Source organism: Intrasporangium sp., assembly GCF_040414665.1.
In the GTDB taxonomy this organism is placed as follows: Bacteria; Actinomycetota; Actinomycetes; order Actinomycetales; family Dermatophilaceae; genus Intrasporangium.
The window spans coordinates 42897-61952 of the sequence record NZ_JBEDUL010000064.1 but is presented as its reverse complement, the minus strand read 5'-3'; the positions used below and the strand labels follow the sequence as shown (position 1 = coordinate 61952).

The window sequence follows — 19056 nt, the reverse complement described above, 5'->3', positions numbered from 1 at the left end:
GAGGGCGTATGCCGCTGAGCCGGCTCAGCGGCATACGCCGCCTCACTGCCCGGTGGGCAGGAAGAGGGCCCGCATAGGCTCGACGAGCGCCGGCCCCGCGGCCACGGTCAGGGCTTTGCCCGGGCGACTGCCCACGCCGACCACGACACCCCCCGCCTCTTCGACGATGAGCCAGCCTGCGGCCACGTCCCACGCGTTGATCCCCGACTCGGCATAGGCGTCGACCGTCCCCTCGGCGACCCGGACGAGGTCGAGCGCGGCACTGCCGATGCGCCTGATGTCCCTCACCTGGGGCAGCACGCGTCGTAGCACGTCAGCCTGGCGGGCGCGAACCTCAGGGTCGTAGCCGAAACCGGTGGCGAGCAGCGCCCTGCCGAGCCGGGCCTGCGAGGACACGGTCAGCCGGCGGGGGGCGTCCGCGGGATGACTTGTGCTGTCACTGGGCTCGGGTCTGGACCACGCGCCACCGCCCCGACGCGCATGGTGCACCACCCGGCGAGAGGGGTCGCTGACCGCACCGGCGACCGGTCGCCAGGCGCCGTCGGTGCGGGCATCACCGGTGACGACCGCGACGGACACGGCGTACGCGGGGATGTCGTAGAGGTAGTTCACCGTCCCGTCGATGGGATCGACGATCCAGGTCAGGCCGGAGCTCCCGACGACGTCCACGCCCTCTTCCCCGAGCACTCCGTCGTCCGGCCGGGCGGACCTGATCAGGCGGTGGAGCAGCTCCTCCGATCGCTGGTCCATGACGGTGACCACGTCCGTGTCGGTCGACTTCGTCGCGGCGACGCCCACGCTCCGGGGCCGGTCGTCGCGGATGAGACGACCGGCCGCCAGGGCAAAGTCGATGCAGAGCCGCTCGAGCGCCTCGATCATCAGGTCGGACAGACCGGGCGCATCGGTGGTCGGATCTGTCGTCACTCGACTCAGTCCTTCCCGCAGAGGGCGCGACGGGCCGACCGGAGATTGGGGCAGCACCCCGCTGCGCACTCTGACGGCATCCGACCCTCGAAGTCCGGCACCGGCTCACCCCGTGCCTCCGCCGCGCGCTCGGCGACGGCGTCGACCAGATCGGTGACGAAGGCCGGATCGCTGCCCACGGTCGCCGCCCGGACGAAGCGGAGTCCGACTCGCGCTGCAGTGGCTGCAGCTTCGGTGTCGAGGTCGTAGACGACCTCCATGTGGTCCGAGACGAACCCGATCGGGACCGCGACCACGGCGGAACGCCCCTCGGCTGCCAGCTCCTCCAGGCGATCGTTGACATCGGGCTCGAGCCAGGGCTGCGTCGGCGGCCCCGAGCGCGAGCAGAAGACGAGCTCGCCGACGAGGTTGCGGCCGAGCTCGGCGTTGGCCTCCTCGGTGAGAGCCGAGGCGAGGGCGAGGTGCTGGCGCTGGTAGAGGTGCCCTTCCCCGTCCCCCGGCCCGGAGGTCTCGTCCATCGCGTCCGGGATCGAGTGGGTGACGTACAGGAGGGCGACCTGTTCGTCCGGGAGGCCCTCGAGCGTGCGCAGGGCAGCGACGACATTCTCGAGGTTGGCTCTCCGGAAGCCGGGCCGGGGGGCGTAGGGCGCGATCTTGTCGATCACGAGGTCCAGCTCCTCGCCCCGGAGCGTGTCGAGGGCGTCGGCGAGGTTCTCGCGGTACTGGCGGCAGGAGGAGTAGGACGAGTAGGCGCTCGTGGTCACCGTGACCAGCCGTCGGTATCCGGCAGCGTGCGCTTCCCGCAGCGTGTCCGCGAGGAACGGCTCGCTGTTGCGATTGCCCCAGATGACCGGGGTGCCGTCGCCGCGCGCCCGCAGCTCGTCCCTGAGTGCGGCGATGAGGGCGCGGTTCTGGTCGTTGATCGGGCTTCGTCCGCCGAACAGGAAGTAGTGCTCCCCGACCGCTTCGAGCCGATCGTCCGGAATGCCCCTACCGGCAGTGACGCGGCGCAGGAACGGCATGACCTCCTCCGCAGCCTCCGGGCCCCCGAAGCTGAGCAGGAGAATGGCGTCATAGGGCTGCATGCCTGGTCACTTTCGTCGGGGTTGGCCGGTCCGAAGTGGCCGCGGCGCGTTGAGGTCCAGCCGCACCGAGATCATGCGGAATCCGAAGACGAGGGCAACAGCCATCCAGAGCACCCAGTCGTGCAGGGCGCCGAGCTCGCCCGCGACCACGACGATGACGGCACCGAGGGCGGCCGGGAGGGCGTAGAGCTCGCGGCGCAACACCTCGGGGACCTGGCCCGCCAGGAGGTCGCGGATCATGCCGCCACCAATTGCCGTGATGATCCCGACCAGCACGCACGCGGTCGGCGCGACACCGAGGGTCACGGCCTTGAGGCTCCCGGACACCGCGAAGGCCGCGAGGCCGCCCGCGTCGAGGACCCGGACGAGCCGTGAGACCCGCTCGACCCCGGGCTGATAGACGAAGGTGGCCAGGCCACCCAGCGCGGCGGACGTCAGCAGCCGCCAGTCGGTGATCCCGACCGGCGGCACCGACCCGATCAGCAGGTCGCGCAGGATGCCGCCGCCCAGTGCCGCCGCACCAGCGAGAACCAGCACGCCCACGATGTCGAAACCCTTCTTGACCGCCACGAGGCCGCCCGAGAGCGCGAAGACGAACACGCCGATGACGTCGAGCGTGAGCTGGGCCGAGTAGTACGACGGGGTCTGCATGCCAAGGCAAACGCTACCTCGCGCGGCGTGGTCGCTTTCGCCACACCCGGCACGATGGCATGCTCGACACGCAGGCAGCCGGACGACCTCCGGCTGACGTTCGACCGGGAGACCGCACGCATGCAGGACCTCAGGCTCATCGGCGTCCATGAGGACGGTGTGCACCTCCTGCTCGCCGACGACGAGGGCAACCGCTACCAGGTCCCGCTGGACGAGTCGCTGCGCGCCGCGGCACGACGGGACCGGCCGAGGCTCGGTCAGCTGCAGCTGGAGGTCGAGGGCGGCCTTCGTCCAAAGGATGTCCAGGCGATGATCCGTGCTGGCCTGACGGCAGAGGAGGTTGCGGAGCGAGCCCGGTGGGATGTCGAGAAGGTGCACCGCTACGAGGTTCCGATCCTCGCCGAGCGCGAGCACGTCGCGGGACTCGCGCAGAAGGTCCGGTTGCGCAGCCGCGGGGCGCACGGAGGAGCCTCGACCCTGGGCGCCCGGGTCGCCGAGCGGCTCCGCTCCCGGGAGCTCGACCCCGAGGCGACCCAGTGGGACTCCCGCCGCACGGACCGGGGTGCCTGGACGGTCGTGCTGCTCTTCAATGCCGGTGGCCGGCAGCGCGAGGCCGCGTGGGACTTCGACCCGCTGGCTCGCACCGTGGTCGCGCGCGATGACGAGGCACGGTGGCTCAGTGAGGACGAGGACCTCGAGCTCCCCGGGCCGTTGCCAGCCCCGCATGTCCCCGCTGGCGCCGGGTCGGCCACGGTCTACGACGTGGAGGCGGAGGGTGGTGTCGCCAGCCGTCGGCAGGCGCGCACCGGACAGCCTGCCGAGCCGGGCGAGCCGGTCGACCTCATGGAGGCGATGCGCGAGCGGAGCGCCGCACGTGGACGACGTCGGCGCGGCCGCGGCGCCGACGTGCCCGGCATCGACGACGCGCCCGAGGAGGCACTCCCCCTCGAGAACCTGACCCGAACGCCCACGCGTGACGAGGAGCCCCCGTCCGCTCATGGTCACCCGAGCGACGATCCGCGGGCGAAGCGCGCGCCTGCCGATGGGGCTGGATCGGGTGCTGCCAGCGCCTCGGTTCGGCGCCGCCGACGTGGGGCGTCCGCCGCGGGATCGACCGCCGCCGAGACCCAGCCGCTCCCCCAGTCCGAGGACCGGCAGCGACCGACCGGAACCGACCGCGACGAGCCGCCACCGGCACAGGAGCTCACGACCTCCCACGCCGGGCCGCGCCCATCGGCAGCCACCGGACCATCGCGGCGCCCGTCGACGCGCAAGTCGGGCCGCCCGAGCGTGCCGAGCTGGGACGACATCATGTTCGGGCGCAAGGGCGAGTGACCCGGCGCCTCGCGCTCAGTCGGACTGCGTGATGGGCCGAGGCGGCAGGGCGCACACGTCGAGGTCGAACGGCAACACCTCGGGGGACAGCGAGGCTGCCCGCGCAGCGTGCGCCGTCATCCGGCGCATGTAGTGGCGTCGGCACAGGACCTCGTACTCCACGACGCCTGACTCGCTCGGAGTCACGATGGGATTGGTGTCCCCGACGACCACCTGGTCGCCCTCGACGACCATGACGCCGTCGACGATGCGGGCGTTCGTCGTGCCCCGGCGACCGCACCAGCACAGCGCCTCGACCTGGAGAACCTGCACCCGGTCGGCGAGCTCGATGAGGCGCTTGCTGCCGGGAAAGAGCTGGGTCTTGAAGTCCGCCGTGATCCCGAAGGCGAAGACGTCCACCTCCATCTCGTCGACGATGCGCGCCAGCTGCTCGACCTGCGCGGTCGAGTAGAACTGCGCCTCGTCGCAGACGAGGTAGTCGACCCGCTGACCGGCCGTCGCCCGCTCCACCACGGTGTCCCACAGGTCGAGGTCGTCATGGACCTCGAGGGCTCCGGTGGACAGACCGAGCCGGGACGAGAGGACGTTGCTGCCGGCCCGGTCCATCTTGGTGAAGATCAGCCCCACGCGGCCACGGGCAGCGTGGTTGTGGTCCATCTGGAGCGCCAGGGTGGACTTCCCACAGTCCATCGTCCCGGAGAAGAAGACGAGCTCAGCCACGGTCGCCCACCCTAGACGCCGCGACGCGGCGGCACCACGACCACCGGCACGGCGAGTTCGACCTCACTCGTCGAGCCGTGCAGGCCGAGCAGGCGCACCAGCTCCGGCCGCATGAGACCACTGTGCACGACGGCAAAGGAGTCGTTCATGACGACGACGACGTCCCCGATTCGCCCGGCGACGCGCTCCTCCACGGGCCCGAACCAGCCATCGGCGATGACCTGCTCACGCAACAGCACCCGGGCGCGCTCACCGACTCGCTCGCGCCACACGGCCGCCACGTCCTCGGTGGCACCATCCACGGTGTAGAGCTGGATGCAGCGTGGCTCGCCGCCCAGGTGCCGCACTTCGGCCATGAGGTCCGGTTCGTCGATGAGGTCAAGGCGCTTCTCATGAGGGACGTCGACCATGCCGTGGTCGGCCGTGACGACGACGAGAGTGTCATCCGGCACCTGGCTGACCAGTGCCGCGAGGGCCGCGTCGACCGACTCGACCTCGTCACCCCACTGCCAGGACTGGCAGCCGTGGACGTGACCGACCTTGTCGACGTCCCCCCAGTAGAGGTAGACGAGGGCCCTGGGCGTGGCCCTGACCGCGGCCACGGCAGCCGTCACCCGCTCGTCGAGCAGGCGTGCCGCGGTGAAGCCAGCGCCCCGGAGCGCCGCCGTCGTCAGGCCCGATCCCTCGAAGTAGTGCGGCCCGACCATGGTGACCTCGACGCCGGCGTTGACCGCAGCCTCGAAGACGGTGCCGTACGGCTGCCACGATCGAGGGTCCGGGCCGTCCTCCCAGGAGAGCTCGTTGACGAGCCGGTCCGACTGCGGGTCCAGCACCTGCATCCCGACGAGCCCGTGCGCGCCCGGCGGGAGCCCGGTGCCGAAGCTGCCCATCGAGGTGGCCGTTGTCGTGGGGAACCCGCAGGCGACGCGATGCGCCGTTGCGAGGCGCTCCCTGAGGAACGGAGCGTGGCCGCTGCGTTGCAGGAGCAGGTCATGGCCCAGCCCGTCGACGAGCACCACGACGGCCCGAGCGACCTCCGGCAGGTCGAAGACGTCCATGCCCGCATAGCGCCTGACTCCGAGCCGGTCCGCGACGGACGGGAGGACGGACGCCAGCGTCCCCTTTGACCAGTCCAGCGGAGGGCGCGCGACCTGAGTGGTCATCGGCTCCTCACGCCCGGACCGCTCCGCCGATGGACCGGGACAGGTGCCGTGCGAAGGACAACGCGCGCTCGACCGCCGCCTCGCCGTCCGCTGCGGCCGAGATTCGCAGGGAGATGTCGTCGGCGGACACGGTTCCCTCGAAACCATGGTCAGCGGTGCAGTCGGGATCACCGCACTGGGCTGGCAGCAGGTCCAGCCGGCTCACCGCACCCCAACCCAGGGTGAGGGTGATGTCGCGCGAGGGACTGTTCTGCACGAACCCCTCCGGCTCGGTGACGACATGGGTCACCATGACGCCACGGACGGCGTCCAGGGGCACGGTCTCCGTCGTCGCCGTGGCCGTCGCCTGCGCGCCGGGTTCGGCGTGGTCGTCGGCGTGGGCGATGACGAGCCGGCGGCTCGTCACCACCAGGACCGTGACGTGCCGCCGCACCGTCTCGTGGTCGAACGTCGTCTCCTGGTGGACCAGGTGGGACACGACCTCGTCCCCCGCGAGCGCGGACTCGACCACATCGCAGACCAGTGCCGGGTAGTAGCCGGCCCGGGTGATCGCCGAGGTGAGGTCCTCCGGGAGGGCCCGCTCCGGTTCCTGAGTCACGCGTCGCATGGCTACCATCCTTGCACCCGCTCACAGGTGCGCGTCCCGATCGTTCACAATGATCGGCGGGGCCAGTGTCCACGAACCGGGTCAGGTGAGACTGCGACGCCCCGTGTCCTTGCGGACCAGCGCGTGGCTGATCACGACGTCGGCCCCCAGGACGTCCACTCCTCCGGTCCACGCGTTGACGGGGTTCAGCTCGATCGACGCCAGCTCGGGCAGGTCGTCCGTGAGGACCGACAGGCGCGCGATGAGATCGGCGAGCGCGGCCCGGTGGACCGGTGCGGCACCCCGATGGCCCGACAGCAGCGGAGCGGCTCGGACGCCGTTGATGAGGTCCGCGACATCGACGTCCGTCAGGGGCGGGATGCGGTGCGCGATGTCGCCGAGCAGCTCGGTCGGCGGTCCGGCGACCGAGAAGCTGACGACCGGTCCGAAGAGAGGGTCCTCGGTGGCCTTCAGGACACAGGACACACCGGGTACCGCCATGCGCTGCACGACGAATCGGTCGGCGCGAAGGGGACCGAGCCGCTCGCTCAGCGAGGCGTGGGCGTCACGGACCGCATCGGCATCCACGAGGTCCGCCCGGACGCCGGCCAGCCCTGGTTGATGCCGCACGACCGGCGAGGTGGACTTGAGGATGACCGGATAGCCCAGCCCCTCGGCAGCGCCGACCGCCTCGTCCACGTCGGAGACCTCGATGGCCGGCCAGGGCCTGATCCCGTAGGTGGCCAACAGGTCGCGGGTCTCCTCCCTGGTGAGAGCACGTCCCTCCGGGCTCGCCTCCAACCAGTCGTCGAGGAGCGCAGTGGCGCGGGCCCGGTCGATCCCGACGGGGGCCACCGGGACGCCCCGGTCCTTGGCGCGCCACTGTGCGTACGTGGTCACGGAGCGGAGGGCGCGAATCCCGTCCTCCGGCATCGAGTAGGACGGGACGGACCGTTCCTGCCCGTCGGCGGCGTTGTAGCGCATGCCGCCATCGACGCCGCGCATGCCGAGGAAGGTTGCCACACAGGGCTTGTCATGCTTGGCCACGACGTCCCGGACGGCGTGGGACACCTCCTCATCGGGGGTCACGAGTGGCGGGATGAACGCGGCCACCACGCTGTCGACATCGGGATCGGAGAAGGCCGCGTCAAGCGCCTGCGCGAACTCCTCCGCCGATGCGTGTGGCAGCAGGGAGACCGGGCCATGCGTCACCCGCAGGCCCCAGCTCTCCGCCGCTGAGGCGCTGAGCGAACCGAGCGCGTCGGAGTTGCCGACGACGGCGACCCGGTCCCCGGTCGGCATGGGCTGATGAAGGGTCAGCTGGGCGACGTCGAAGAGCTGGTGGACGTTCTCGACGCGGATGACTCCGGCCTGGCTCAAGAGGGCGTCGAAGGCCTGTGGGGGCACGTTCGGGGTTCGCGTCCGGTGCCCGGGTGGGGCGGCGTACTGGGAGACGCCGGACGAGACGACGATGACGGGCTTGACCGACGCGAGGTGACGCGCGATCCGGGAGAACTTGCGTGGGTTGCCCATCGACTCGAGATAGAGGCCGACGGTCGTTGTGTCCTGGTCGTCGATCCAGAACTGCATGAGGTCGTTGCCGGACACGTCGACCCGGTTCCCGGCCGACGCGAAGACGGAGATGCCCAGGCCCCGCCGCGCAGCGGAGGCGAGGACCGCGACGCCGAGCGCACCGCTCTGGGCGAACAGGCCCAGTCGCCCGCAGCCCGGGATGATCGACGCGAGGGTGGCGTTGAGTCGGATGCCGGGGTCGTTGTTGATGAGCCCGAAGCTGTTCGGTCCGACGATCCGCATCCCGGCTCCGCGTGCCGTCGTGCGCAGTCGGTCCTGCAGGCGAGCACCCTCCTCCCCGGACTCGGCGAAGCCGGACGAGAGGACGAGCAGCGACTTGACGCCGGCCCGCCCACAGTCCTCCACGACCTCGAGGGCGTCAGCGGCCGGAACGACGACGATCGCGAGGTCGACCGGCCCCGGCGCGTCGAGGATCGTGGGATAGGCCTGCAGTCCCTGGATCTCCGCTGCCTCCCGATGGATCGGGTAGAGCTCCCCCTGGAAGTCCGCCTCGATGAGGTTGCGCAGGACGAGGGCACCGATCGAGTCCTCGCGACGGCTCGCGCCCACGATGGCAACCCGCTCCGGGTAGAGGATCGTGCGCATGCTCCGGGACTCGGCGCGATGCTCGCGGGAGAGCTGGACCGCCTTGGACTGCTCCGTGGGCAGGATGTCGAAGGACAACCCGACGACACCGTCCTCGATGTGGCTCGACACCTCGTAGCCGGCGTCCTTGAACACCATGAGCATCTTGCGGTTGTGCGGCAGCACCTCGGCCGTGAAGCGAGTGATGCCGACCTCGGGGGCGATGGCGGCGAGGTGCTCGAGCAGGACGGAGCCGATTCCCTTGCCCTGCATGTGGTCCGAGATGTTGAAGGCCACCTCGGCGCTCGCGGCGTTGATGCGGTCGAACCGGCCGACACCGACGATCTCCTCGTTGAGGATCGCGACGAGGGCGACGCGGTCCTGGTAGTCGACGTGGGTGAACCGGTGGACGTCACGGTCGCTCAGCTCGCGGAGCGGGGCGAAGAACCGGAAGTAGATGGACTCGTCGGACTGGCGGTTGTGGAACTGGCGCAACCGGTCCCCGTCCGCGGGCGTGATCGGGCGGATGTGCGCAACCGTGCCGTCCCTGAGCACGACGTCGGCCTCCCACTCGACGGGGGCCTTGGGCCAGGACTCCTCGTCCACCATGCGCACATCGTGTCATGACCTGCCCCGTCATCCACGGCGCGGGCTGGGGTGCAAGGCTGGCGGACATGGAGTTCTCCGACGTCGTGCGGCGCCGTCGTATGGTCCGGCGCTACGACCCTGATCGGCCCGTTCCGCCTGAGGTCGTCGAGCGTTGCCTGGCCAACGCGGTCCGCGCCCCGAGTGCGGGTTTCAGCCAGGGCTGGGACTTCGTCGTCCTCTCGGAGGACGACGAGCGCGACTCGTTCTGGAGGGCCACGACACCCGGGGACGGTCCGAGCGACAGCTGGCTCAGCGGCATACGGAATGCACCCGTGCTCATCCTGTGTCTGTCCGACAAGGAGGCGTACCTGGACCGGTATGCCGAACCCGACAAGGGCTGGACCGATCGAGACGAGCATCGTTGGCCGGTGCCCTACTGGGACATCGACACGGGCATGGCGGCGCTGCTCATCCTGCTCACCGCCGTCGACGAGGGATTCGGCGGGCTCTTCTTCGGCGTGCCGCCGGCACACCACGACGCCGTCAAGGTGGCATTCGGCATTCCGTCCGGCCGTGCCATCGTCGGTGTCGTCTCCATCGGGCACGCGCTCCCCGGGCCCAAGAGCCCCAGTCTGCGGCGACCCCGACGGAGCGCCAGGGACGTCGCCCACTGGGGCCGGTTCGGCGTGGCAGGTCCGGGCGGCTGACCGGCGTGGGCGAAGATGGAGTGTTCATCCCGACGCAGCAAGGAGCCCGACCCGGCATGGCCCGACGAAGCACCACCACGCCTCCCCCTCCGGACTTCGAGGAGAAGATCGTCGGGATCGACGTCGAGGAGGAGATGCAGAACGCCTTCCTCGAGTACTCCTACTCCGTCATCTACTCCCGGGCTCTCCCCGACGCGCGCGACGGGCTCAAGCCGGTCCAACGGCGCATCCTCTACGGTGCCAACGAGCTCGGGCTGCGCCCCGACCGGGGTCACGTCAAGAGCCAGCGGATCGTCGGCGAGGTGATGGGCAAGTACCACCCGCACGGTGACACGGCCATCTATGACGCGTTGGTCCGGATGGCCCAGCCGTTCACGTTGCGGCTGCCCCTCATCGACGGACACGGCAACTTCGGGTCCCTCGACGACGGCCCGGCCGCGGCCCGCTACACCGAGGCCCGGCTCGCCGAGTCCGCACTGCTCATGGTGTCGGGACTCGACGAGAACACCGTCGACTTCGTGCCGAACTACGACGACACGCAGTACCAGCCGGAGGTGATGCCGGCGGCCTTCCCGAACCTGCTCGTCAACGGGGCCTCCGGGATCGCCGTCGGCATGGCGACGAACATGGCGCCGCACAACCTCGTCGAGGTCATCGGCGCCTCCCGTCATCTCATCGCCAACCCGTCGTGCTCGCTGGACGAGCTGATGAAGTTCGTCCCCGGACCGGACCTGCCCGGCGGTGGCAGGATCGTCGGGCTCGAGGGGATCCGGGACGCCTACCTGACCGGTCGGGGCAGCTTCCGGACCCGCGCGACCGCCCGGATCGAGAACCTCACCCCGCGACGCAAGGGCATCGTCGTCACCGAGCTGCCCTATCTCGTCGGTCCCGAGAAGGTCATCGAGAAGATCCGCGACCTCGTCCAGGGCAAGAAGCTGCAGGGCATCAGCGACCTCAAGGACCTCTCGGACCGGGCCAACGGCCTGCGCCTGATCATCGAGGTCAAGAACGGCTTCAACCCGGATGCCGTGCTCGAGCAGCTGTACCGGCTGACGCCGATGGAGGAGAACTTCGGCATCAACAACGTCGCGCTCGTCGACGGCCAGCCCCGCACGATGGGCCTCAAGGAGCTCCTCCAGGTCTACGTGGACTTCCGGACCGACGTCGTCCGCCGCCGCACGGAGTTCCGCCTCGGCAAGAAGGAGGAGCGGCTGCACCTGGTCGAGGGCCTGCTCATCGCGATCGTCGACATCGACGAGGTCATCCAGCTGATCCGCAGCTCGGACGACGCCGGCACCGCGAAGACCCGCCTCATGGAGGTCTTCGACCTGTCGGACCCCCAGGCCACCTACATCCTCGACCTCCAGCTGCGGCGGCTGACCAAGTTCTCCCGCATCGAGCTCGAGAACGAGAAGTCGGAGCTCGAGCGAAGCATCGAGGAGCTGCGGGCGCTGCTCGACAACGAGAGGCTGCTGCTCAAGCTGGTCTCGACCGAGCTCGCCGACGTCGCGAAGAAGCATGGCACGCCGCGCCGCACAGTCCTCCTCGAGAGCTCGGGCCAGCCCAAGCAGACCAGCACCACGCCCCTGGAGATCACGGACGACCCGTGCTGGGTGCTGCTCTCGTCCACCGGGCTGCTCGCGCGCACGAGCGGCGCCGAGCCGCTCACCGCCGAAGGGGCCCGGTCCAAGCACGACGCCGTGGTGGGCGCCGTGCGCGCGACCGCTCGCGGAGAGTTCGGGCTGGTCACGACCGCCGGTCGCCTCGTTCGGCTGTCGGCTCTCGAGCTGCCGACGCTGCCTCCGACGAACGGGGCGCCGAGCCTGGGCGGTGGCGCACCCCTCGCCGCGTATGTCGACCTGGCGAAGGCCGAGGAGCCACTGACGATCGTCCCCATCGGGGCCGATGCCCCGACCCTGGCGCTCGGCACGGCTGCCGGCGTCGTCAAGCGCGTCACCCCGGACGCCCCGAAGAGCAACGACTGGGAGGTCATCAGCCTCAAGGAGGGTGACCGAGTCGTCGGCGCCGCCATCGCCGACCGGGACGACCTCGACCTCGTCTTCATCACGAGCGACGCGCAGCTGCTGCGCTTCCCCGCGAAGTCTGTTCGGCCCCAAGGTCGGTCGGCGGCTGGTATGGCGGGGATCAAGCTCGGCCCCGATGCGCGGGCCGTGTCCTTCGGCGTCGTCGACCCGAGCCGCGACGCCGTCGTGGTCACCTCGGCGGGGTCCTCAGGTGCCCTGCCCGGCACGGAGGCCGGCTCACTCAAGGTGACGCCCTATGCCGAGTACCCGCCGAAGGGACGGGCCACGGGTGGAGTCAGGTGCCACCGCTTCCTCAAGGGCCAGGACACCCTCGTCATCGCATTCGCCGGCAACACCCCGGCGCGGGCGGCGGCGGCCGGCGGCGTGGCCATCGAGCTCCCCCCCGCGACCGGCCGACGCGACGGCTCGGGCACCGAGACGAACACCGTCATCGCCGCCATCGTCGCCGCACCTCCCGTCTGATGCCTCCCCGCAAGCGCGCGGCCAAGCGCCCGGACGTGCCCGCAGCTGGCCGGCACCCGGCCACCTCGGGTCACGGCACGCCGGCGGCAGATGCCTGCTCGGTCCTCTGGGACCAGGACGGGACCAGCGCCTTCGGCACCGCCGCCGGCGCCGGGTTCTTCGTCGTGCTCGAGCAGTCCGGCCCCTGGGGCCGGGTCGCCGCCCGCGACTCACACCTCGGCGCCGAGCTGGGCACCGAGCTCGACATCCGGTGCGCGGACGCTGGCGGCAGGTTCATGCTCATGCGGCGACCCAGCGGGCACCCCGACCATGACGGCCGGCGGCGCGTCCTCGTCGCCCATGCAGGCGCCCGGCCCGACGATGCGTGGCTGGTGTCGGCGGAGGTCGCCCGGCCAGGAGACCTGCTCCAGCTCGACTGGTCCGCACTGGCCAGGGGCCACCGCGCGCTCGTGCGGGCCTCGCTTCCGGATGCCGAGGATGCGCCGCCGCACCTGCTCATCTGCACCAACGGTCGCCGCGACGTGTGCTGCGCCGTCCGGGGACGTCCACTGGTGGCCGCGGCTGCCGGGCTCGCGCCCGGACGGGTCTGGGAGGTCTCCCATACCGGTGGCCATCGCTTCGCCCCGACCGCCGTCCTGCTGCCCTGGGGCCAGGGCTTCGCCCGGCTCGATGAGAAGACGGCCGGCTGGGTGCTCGATGCCAGCAACACGGGACACGTGCCACGCGAGCTCCTCGGCGGGACCCACGACCGCGGCCGGTCACCGTTGCCGGCCACGGCGCAGTGCGCCGAGTCCCACGTCCGTGCCCTCATCGAGGAGACCCGGCTCGGGGCTCTCTGGGCCGTGCCCGGCGACGCCGAGCAGGTCGATACCGTCGAGGCCGTCGTCGAGGTCGCCCACGAGGACGGTCGTTCGTGGCGGGTCGGCGTTCAGCGTCGGCCCACCGGGGACCGACGCCCCGAGTCCTGCGGAAAGGTCGCCATCGACGTGCACGAGTTCGTCGGCGAGCTCATCGAGGGTCCATAGCTCCCAGCCGCGCCGTGATGAGGCCGTATGCCGCTGTCGCCCGGCCGCGGCCTGCGTGCCGTGGGCACGGGGCGGGGTTCGTTCATCGCCCGGTCACCACGGCTTGGGATAGCTCCCCACTCCTCCCTCGGGTACGACGTGATCCTCGGTGCCGCGCGACTGGTTGCGCTCGATGGTGTTCCTGCGCTGCTCCTCCCGCAGCAGGTCCTGCTGCTCCTGGCTGGGGGCGTTCTTCGGATCGGGGATCGGCGTCGGCTGCGGCGTCGGCTGGCGCTCCTCGGGAGCCGGCTGCGGCTGCTCGCCGGGCTGCGGCTGGTTCTTCTCCTCCATCCGCTCCTGCGCCTGGTCGAGCTGTTCGCCGGTGTTGCCCCCTTCCGGCGCGTCGCAGAGCGGCGGGCGCTCACGGGTGATCGCCAGTCCCTTCTCGTAGAACTGACGCCACTCGTCGGTGCGCTCCCTCGCCTTCGCCTCGTCCCCGAGCGCCTCGTAGGTGAGGCCGAGGTTGACCCGGACCTTGCACTCGTCGATGCCACCCTTGGGTACGAGCGCGAAGGCCTCTTCGAACCACGGTCGGGCCAGCCCGAAGTGGCCACTCAGGACGTGTGCGTCCCCGATCGCGAAAGGTGCCCGGAAGCGCTCGACGACGTTGGCCCAGCCCTGCCGCTCCCCCCACGTGAGCGTGCGCGCCTTGTCCCCCGCCTCGTACCCGGCAAGGGTCTGGTCGTGCATGAGGTTGAGGGTCATCAGGCGCGCGGCGCCGAGGAGCATGAGCAGCACGAGGGGCGCCGAGGCCAGCAGCAGGCGGCGTCGCCGGGCCCGGCGAGCAGGCGTGCGGGGGGGCCGGAGCCGGCTGCTGGGACCTGCGTCGGGGCCCGACGGCGGGCTGGGAGTCGGGGTGGTCAGAGTGCTCATGTCGCCCTCTTCCGGCCACGGGTCTGGAGCAGGCTGGCCACCCCCGCGCCCAGCTCCCACAGGGCCACGCCGACGACTCCGATGAGCAGTGGCCAGTAGAGCTCACGACGGGTGCTGATGCGCTGGCGTTCGAGCTCCTCGGTTGATCCGTAGCGGGCGAGGTCGACCGCATCCACGGCCGGCAGCACCGACTCCCCTGCGACGCGGTGCAGGTAGGGCACGCCGAGCTGCTGCGCCAGCTGCTCCAGGCGGTCCTCGTCGATGACCGACACCGCGTCCCGCCCCGTGGTCGGGTCCTGGATGTACGACGGCGAGACGTCGTAGCGCGCACGGGTCGACTTCATTCGACCACCGTCGGAGCTGCCGTAGCCCAGCACCGCGCCGCCCTGGATCAGACCCGCGGGGATGGTGAAGGGTGGCGGCTCACCAGCCGCGGTCTGCTCGCCGTCGCCGAGGTAGAACACGACGCGCCCTCGCTCGGGATGGCGCTCGCGGCTCTGCTCGAGCAGTCTCGTCAGGCGCTCGTTGGCCTCGGTCACCGACGACCCCTGCGAGTACTCGGATGCCTCGGGCAGGAGGGTGGCGACGGCGGCATCGAGAGCGGTCGTGTCCGTCGTCAGCGGCAGGCGCACCCGCGCCTCCTGGTCGAAGGTCACGATGGAGAACCGCGCCCCCGAGAGCGCGAGCGCCAGGTCCGCGATGTCCCCGCGCACACCCACGATGCGCGGAGCCTCGCCACCCCAGTCCTCAGCGATGATGCTGCTCGTCGTGTCGACGACGAAGTAGACGTTGAGGTTCGCCGCGGTGGCTTCTGCCTCGTCCCCGGGGACCCCCGGCCGCAGCGCCGCGACACCGAGGAGGACGACGACCGCCGACAGGCGCCAGTTCGCGGCACGTGACCGGCCAGGCACACCGGTCACGCTCGGGTGCCACCACACGGCCGCGAGGATGGTCACCGCCAGGACGCCGAGGAGCCACGGGGGTGCGATCGGCAGGAGGGTCACGAGCCCCACCTCCGGCTGGCCGCGACGACGCCGGCCAGACCGAGTCCGGCGAGCGCGATCGGGACGGCGGGGCTGTCCGTCAAAATGCGGCGGGCTGCGGCGTCGATGACGGTGGCCTCCTGCGCCTCGACCGCCCGGACGATGCGCTCGACGGCCGTGCGGTCGCTCATGGCGTAGTACTCGCCCGCGGTCGACTTGACCAGCGCCCGCATCTCGACCGCCTGCTCGTCCGGGCCGCTCTCCTCGGGGTTCAGCCCGTAGACGCGCACGGAGCGCAGCTTGGCGAGCTCGATCGCCTCGTCGAGGTCGATGATCGGCCGGCCGGCGAGCTCGTTGTCGGTTGCGAAGACCACCGAGCGGGCTCGTCGGGTGTCGATCCGGTCGAAGCTCGACACGCAGGAGGTGAGCCCGTCTCCAATGAGCGAGGTGCCGAGGCCGTTGAAGGTCCCCGCGAAGAAGTAGTCGACCTCCGGGTCGCCCGAAAGGGCACGCAGGGCGACGTCCAGCTCGTCGCGGATGAAGTCGTAGTCATCGGTGAGGGGGAAGACCGTGGCCGCGGAGGAGTTGAAGATGACCAGGCCGATCCGCTCGCCCTCGAACTGGGTGACGAGCGTCATGAAGGTCCGCACCAGCTCGGCGTCATAGGCTGCCATCGACCCGGAGACGTCGAGGCAGAGCACGATGTCGCGGTTGCGCGTCTCCGGGCGCTCGACCGTCACGTCGACCGGGCGGGCTGCCCCGATGAGCGCCGCGCCCCCGAGCAGCGTCGCACTGCTCGCCAGCACGAGCATCCGGATCCGATGACGGCGCAGCGCTCGCCGGTACTCCGGAAGGCCGGTCAGCAGCGAGGTGTTGGCGACCGGCTCGGCAGAGGCGCGGGACCGTGCAGCCAGGAGACGGTAGACGAGGAGGGCCCCGATGACCACGATGGCGGCGCCGACGCTCACGAGGGCGGGATACCTCAGCTCCATCGGGCCACCACCTCCTTGGCGACCAGGGCGGCGCCAGCGATGGTCTCGGTCTCCCGTGGGGCGAACTCCCCCGGGTAGAGGACGCCGACGACCCGCGACACGGGGCTGAGGCGCGCGCCCGAGTTGGTCAGGTCGGTGAGCGTCATCGTGGGGGCATGGATGCCGGAGACCTCCTGGACGAAGTGGCGGACGAGGACGCTCACCTGCTGGTGCGCGCGTCGTTGGGTGATGGCTCCTCCCTCCGCCTGTGCGACGACCAGGTCGATCTGTCGGGCATAGTCGGCCCGCAGCCTGGTGAGCCGGTCCGGAGCGATCCTCGGTGGGATGACGATGGGCCGCGAGCGCGTCGACCACCAGACCCAGCCGTACCAGCCCAGGACCACGGCAAGCAGCGCGACGCCGATCCAGAACCAGCGACCGGAGTAGGGGTCGGGTGCGTAGAAGCCGGGCGGCGGGGGGTCAGCCGCTCGCACGGCGCTGTCTCTCCAGCATGGCGAAGACGGCCATGAGGACCTCGTCGCCGGAACCGACTCGGGTGTGGTTGATCCCCGCCGCGTCGAGCATCGTGTTGGTGGCGCGAACGCGTGCGGCGACCGCCTCCGCGTAGGCCGCCTTGACGCGGCTGCTCGTCCGCACCAAGGTCGGCAGGGCATAGCGGTCGGCCACGTCGATGGTGGTGCGGGCCGCATCGACGGCCGTCGGGTCGGCGTCCTCCACGGTGATCCACAGGATCTCGTGCTGGACGTGGAGGCGCCGCAGCAGGTCGCTGAAACCGGGGCCCAGCTCCACGTCGTCGGCCACGATGAGCAGGAGCAGCCGCCGACGCACGTTGCGCACGATCCACTGCAGCTGCGTCGTCAGGTCGCTCTGCTCTCCGTCCAGGTCGGTCGCCGTGTCGATGGCCCGCAGCAGCCGCTCGAGGTGGGCCTCGTTCCCCCGCATCGGGTGGGCGACCGTGCTCTTCGCGTCGCCTCGGACGAGACCGACGAGGTCCCCGTGCCGCTGGGCGAGGTAGCCCACGAGCCCGGCCGCGACGATCGCGACGCTCTTCTTCGGCTCACCGCCCCGAGCGGCCGCCGCCATGCCGCGCCCGGTGTCGACGACGAGCAGGAGGTTCTGCTTCCGGGTCGCCACGTACCTGCGCACCAGGGGCGAGGTGTGCCGGGCAGTTGCCTTCCAGTCGATGTCGCGGACCTCGTCCCCCGGCACGTAGTCGCGCAGGTCGTCGTAGTCGAGGCTCCGGCCGTGGAAGACCGACGCGAACTCTCCCTCGAGCAGGTTGCGCGAGCGGCGGCGCGAGTGCACGAAGAGCTTGCTCTTCACCCGGGTCAGCAGCGTCGTCGCCATGACGTGCCCCGCCCTCAGGGCGTGCGGATCCCGCCCACCATGGCGTCGATGACGCGCTCGACGGGCAGGTCGTCGGCGACCGCTTCAAAGCCGAGGATGACTCGGTGCCGCAGGACCCGGTGCACGAGCGCCTTGACGTCGTCGGGGACGACGTGGTTGCGCCCGTCGATGAGCGCCCGCGCGCGTGCCGCGCTCGTGAACGCGATGCTCGCCCGGGGGCTGGCGCCGAACTGGACATAGGAGGCCAGCTCCGCATCGATGTAGTCGGTCGGGTGACGCGTGACATAACCGATGCCGACGATGTAGTTCACGATCGCCGGGTCGACGTAGACGCGCCCGACCAGGCTCTGGAGGCGCTTGACGTCCGTGATGGCCACGACCGGCTCGGAGTGATGGGTGAAGATGCCGGAGTCGATCCGGCGCAGAACCTCGGCCTCTTCGGCGGGAGACGGGTAGTCAAGGACGTCCTTGAGCATGAAGCGGTCCATTTGCGCCTCGGGCAGCGGATAGGTGCCCTCTTGCTCGATGGGGTTCTGGGTGGCGAGCACGAGGAACGGGTCGGGCAGCGGGTAGCTGTGGTCGCCGATCGACGTCTGTCGCTCCTGCATCGCCTCGAGCATGGCCGACTGGGTCTTGGCGCTGCTTCGGTTGATCTCGTCGAGCAGCACGAAGTTGGCGTGAACCGGCCCGAGCTGCGTCTGGAAGGCGCCCGTCTGCTGGTTGTACACCTGCGTACCGACGATGTCGCTGGGCAGCAGGTCCGGCGTGCACTGGATGCGGTGGAAGGTGCCGCCGACCGCGTGGGCGATCGTCTGTGCAGCCGTCGTCTTCGCCAGCCCCGGGACGCTCTCGAGGAGTACGTGGCCACCGGTCAGCAGGGCGATCACCAAGGTCTCCTGCAGCCGGGACTGCCCGACCACCCTGGCGGTGAAAGCGGACGAGATCCGGCCGATGGCCGTTGCTGCCCACTCCAGCTCGGCCGGCTCGAGATAGCGCATCGGCGCGGGAGCTGCGGACGTGCCGAACCCCGCGCGATGGTTGCCGTCGGCGTGGTTCCCGCCAGGCACACCGGGCATCGACCCGGGGACAGGACGCGGCGCGCCGACCGGCGCCGTCACACGTGGTGTGCGGCGCGCCTGCTCCGTGTTCCCGTGATCCTCCACCATGGTCCCCTTCCCGATGCCCGACCAAGGCCCCACCCAGGCTGACCCGGACCTACGGAGCCGGCCCGTCGCTCCGGCTCTTCCTGACCGACGCCGGTCGGCGCCATTCGGCTCACTCGTCTGCACGGTCATCGTAAGCACGGCGCACCTCGCCCCGCGCGCCGTTCGCCACCCAGTGGACAGACCTGCCGTCAGGGGCAACCGACCGACC

Annotated in this window: 17 protein-coding genes; 4 read left to right on the top strand and 13 right to left on the bottom strand. The window is 70.8% G+C overall.

Annotation, left to right across the window (positions count from 1 at the left end; all coding sequences use genetic code 11):
• Positions 1 to 42: 42 nt before the first annotated feature.
• Genes ABF401_RS07215 through ABF401_RS07205 form a run of 3 tightly spaced genes read right to left on the bottom strand, consistent with a single transcriptional unit; the run spans position 43 to position 2660 of the window.
• Complete coding sequence (locus ABF401_RS07215) at positions 43 to 924, bottom strand: inositol monophosphatase family protein (protein WP_353508862.1); 882 nt, start codon at positions 922 to 924, stop codon at positions 43 to 45.
• 5 nt (positions 925 to 929) lie between these two features.
• Positions 930 to 2009 (bottom strand): ferrochelatase, encoded by a 1080-nt coding sequence (locus tag ABF401_RS07210; protein ID WP_353508861.1) that lies wholly within the window; start codon positions 2007 to 2009, stop codon positions 930 to 932.
• A 6-nt stretch (positions 2010 to 2015) separates the two neighbouring features.
• Positions 2016 to 2660, bottom strand: a complete 645-nt coding sequence (locus ABF401_RS07205) for a trimeric intracellular cation channel family protein (protein WP_353508860.1) — start codon at positions 2658 to 2660, stop codon at positions 2016 to 2018.
• A 120-nt stretch (positions 2661 to 2780) separates the two neighbouring features.
• Here ABF401_RS07205 and sepH point away from each other — a divergent pair, with 120 nt between their 5' ends.
• On the top strand, positions 2781 to 3995 hold the full coding sequence (gene sepH, locus ABF401_RS07200; protein WP_353508859.1) for a septation protein SepH: 1215 nt from the start codon (positions 2781 to 2783) through the stop codon (positions 3993 to 3995).
• Positions 3996 to 4010: 15 nt separating this feature from the next.
• Here the strand turns inward: sepH and ABF401_RS07195 are convergent, their stop codons facing one another.
• From ABF401_RS07195 to ABF401_RS07180, 4 genes are all read right to left on the bottom strand, one after another.
• On the bottom strand, positions 4011 to 4715 hold the full coding sequence (locus tag ABF401_RS07195; protein ID WP_353508858.1) for a thymidine kinase: 705 nt from the start codon (positions 4713 to 4715) through the stop codon (positions 4011 to 4013).
• 11 nt (positions 4716 to 4726) lie between these two features.
• The gene (locus ABF401_RS07190) at positions 4727 to 5878 is read right to left on the bottom strand and encodes an alkaline phosphatase family protein (RefSeq protein ID WP_353508857.1); all 1152 of its coding nucleotides are present in this window, start codon (positions 5876 to 5878) and stop codon (positions 4727 to 4729) included.
• 7 nt (positions 5879 to 5885) lie between these two features.
• Positions 5886 to 6485 (bottom strand): DUF5998 family protein, encoded by a 600-nt coding sequence (locus ABF401_RS07185; RefSeq protein ID WP_353508856.1) that lies wholly within the window; start codon positions 6483 to 6485, stop codon positions 5886 to 5888.
• Positions 6486 to 6566: 81 nt separating this feature from the next.
• Positions 6567 to 9230: a bifunctional acetate--CoA ligase family protein/GNAT family N-acetyltransferase gene (locus tag ABF401_RS07180; RefSeq protein ID WP_353508855.1), complete on the bottom strand. Its 2664-nt coding sequence runs from the start codon at positions 9228 to 9230 to the stop codon at positions 6567 to 6569.
• Positions 9231 to 9295: 65 nt separating this feature from the next.
• Here ABF401_RS07180 and ABF401_RS07175 point away from each other — a divergent pair, with 65 nt between their 5' ends.
• Genes ABF401_RS07175 through ABF401_RS07165 form a run of 3 tightly spaced genes read left to right on the top strand, consistent with a single transcriptional unit; the run spans position 9296 to position 13448 of the window.
• Entirely contained in the window at positions 9296 to 9916 is a 621-nt protein-coding gene (locus tag ABF401_RS07175) for a nitroreductase family protein (RefSeq protein WP_353508854.1), read from the top strand.
• Between the two features lie 56 nt (positions 9917 to 9972).
• Positions 9973 to 12423, top strand: coding sequence for a DNA gyrase/topoisomerase IV subunit A (locus ABF401_RS07170; RefSeq protein WP_353508853.1), 2451 nt, complete (start codon positions 9973 to 9975; stop codon positions 12421 to 12423).
• Positions 12423 to 13448, top strand: coding sequence for a ferredoxin family protein (locus ABF401_RS07165; RefSeq protein ID WP_353508852.1), 1026 nt, complete (start codon positions 12423 to 12425; stop codon positions 13446 to 13448). Before ABF401_RS07170 ends, ABF401_RS07165 begins: the two co-directional genes overlap by 1 nt.
• Positions 13449 to 13541: 93 nt before the next feature.
• On the opposite strand, the gene ABF401_RS07160 is transcribed toward ABF401_RS07165, so the two are convergent.
• From ABF401_RS07160 to ABF401_RS07135, 6 genes are read right to left on the bottom strand one after another with little or no spacing between them, the layout of a single operon-like run.
• Entirely contained in the window at positions 13542 to 14360 is an 819-nt protein-coding gene (locus ABF401_RS07160) for a tetratricopeptide repeat protein (RefSeq protein WP_353508851.1), read from the bottom strand.
• Positions 14357 to 15364: a VWA domain-containing protein gene (locus tag ABF401_RS07155; RefSeq protein WP_353508850.1), complete on the bottom strand. Its 1008-nt coding sequence runs from the start codon at positions 15362 to 15364 to the stop codon at positions 14357 to 14359. The genes ABF401_RS07160 and ABF401_RS07155 overlap by 4 nt, the downstream gene beginning before the upstream one ends.
• On the bottom strand, positions 15361 to 16335 hold the full coding sequence (locus ABF401_RS07150) for a vWA domain-containing protein (protein ID WP_353508849.1): 975 nt from the start codon (positions 16333 to 16335) through the stop codon (positions 15361 to 15363). Before ABF401_RS07150 ends, ABF401_RS07155 begins: the two co-directional genes overlap by 4 nt.
• Entirely contained in the window at positions 16326 to 16808 is a 483-nt protein-coding gene (locus ABF401_RS07145) for a hypothetical protein (RefSeq protein ID WP_353508848.1), read from the bottom strand. The genes ABF401_RS07150 and ABF401_RS07145 overlap by 10 nt, the downstream gene beginning before the upstream one ends.
• Entirely contained in the window at positions 16795 to 17682 is an 888-nt protein-coding gene (locus tag ABF401_RS07140) for a DUF58 domain-containing protein (protein ID WP_353508847.1), read from the bottom strand. The genes ABF401_RS07145 and ABF401_RS07140 overlap by 14 nt, the downstream gene beginning before the upstream one ends.
• A gap of 14 nt (positions 17683 to 17696) precedes the next feature.
• Entirely contained in the window at positions 17697 to 18680 is a 984-nt protein-coding gene (locus ABF401_RS07135) for an AAA family ATPase (protein WP_353509001.1), read from the bottom strand.
• Positions 18681 to 19056 lie beyond the last annotated feature (376 nt).

What these genes read in the sequence shown, in the direction of transcription:
- ABF401_RS07135 (WP_353509001.1), bottom strand. Translation starts at nt 18,680, where the DNA reads ATGCGCTATCTCGAGCCGGCCGAGCTGGAGTGGGCAGCAACGGCCATC.
- ABF401_RS07190 (WP_353508857.1), bottom strand. Translation starts at nt 5,878, where the DNA reads ATGACCACTCAGGTCGCGCGCCCTCCGCTGGACTGGTCAAAGGGGACG.
- ABF401_RS07165 (WP_353508852.1), top strand. Translation starts at nt 12,423, where the DNA reads ATGCCTCCCCGCAAGCGCGCGGCCAAGCGCCCGGACGTGCCCGCAGCT.
- ABF401_RS07210 (WP_353508861.1), bottom strand. Translation starts at nt 2,009, where the DNA reads ATGCAGCCCTATGACGCCATTCTCCTGCTCAGCTTCGGGGGCCCGGAG.
- ABF401_RS07175 (WP_353508854.1), top strand. Translation starts at nt 9,296, where the DNA reads ATGGAGTTCTCCGACGTCGTGCGGCGCCGTCGTATGGTCCGGCGCTAC.
- ABF401_RS07140 (WP_353508847.1), bottom strand. Translation starts at nt 17,682, where the DNA reads ATGGCGACGACGCTGCTGACCCGGGTGAAGAGCAAGCTCTTCGTGCAC.
- ABF401_RS07205 (WP_353508860.1), bottom strand. Translation starts at nt 2,660, where the DNA reads ATGCAGACCCCGTCGTACTACTCGGCCCAGCTCACGCTCGACGTCATC.
- ABF401_RS07150 (WP_353508849.1), bottom strand. Translation starts at nt 16,335, where the DNA reads ATGGAGCTGAGGTATCCCGCCCTCGTGAGCGTCGGCGCCGCCATCGTG.
- ABF401_RS07185 (WP_353508856.1), bottom strand. Translation starts at nt 6,485, where the DNA reads ATGCGACGCGTGACTCAGGAACCGGAGCGGGCCCTCCCGGAGGACCTC.
- sepH (WP_353508859.1), top strand. Translation starts at nt 2,781, where the DNA reads ATGCAGGACCTCAGGCTCATCGGCGTCCATGAGGACGGTGTGCACCTC.
- ABF401_RS07170 (WP_353508853.1), top strand. Translation starts at nt 9,973, where the DNA reads ATGGCCCGACGAAGCACCACCACGCCTCCCCCTCCGGACTTCGAGGAG.
- ABF401_RS07180 (WP_353508855.1), bottom strand. Translation starts at nt 9,230, where the DNA reads ATGGTGGACGAGGAGTCCTGGCCCAAGGCCCCCGTCGAGTGGGAGGCC.
- ABF401_RS07160 (WP_353508851.1), bottom strand. Translation starts at nt 14,360, where the DNA reads ATGAGCACTCTGACCACCCCGACTCCCAGCCCGCCGTCGGGCCCCGAC.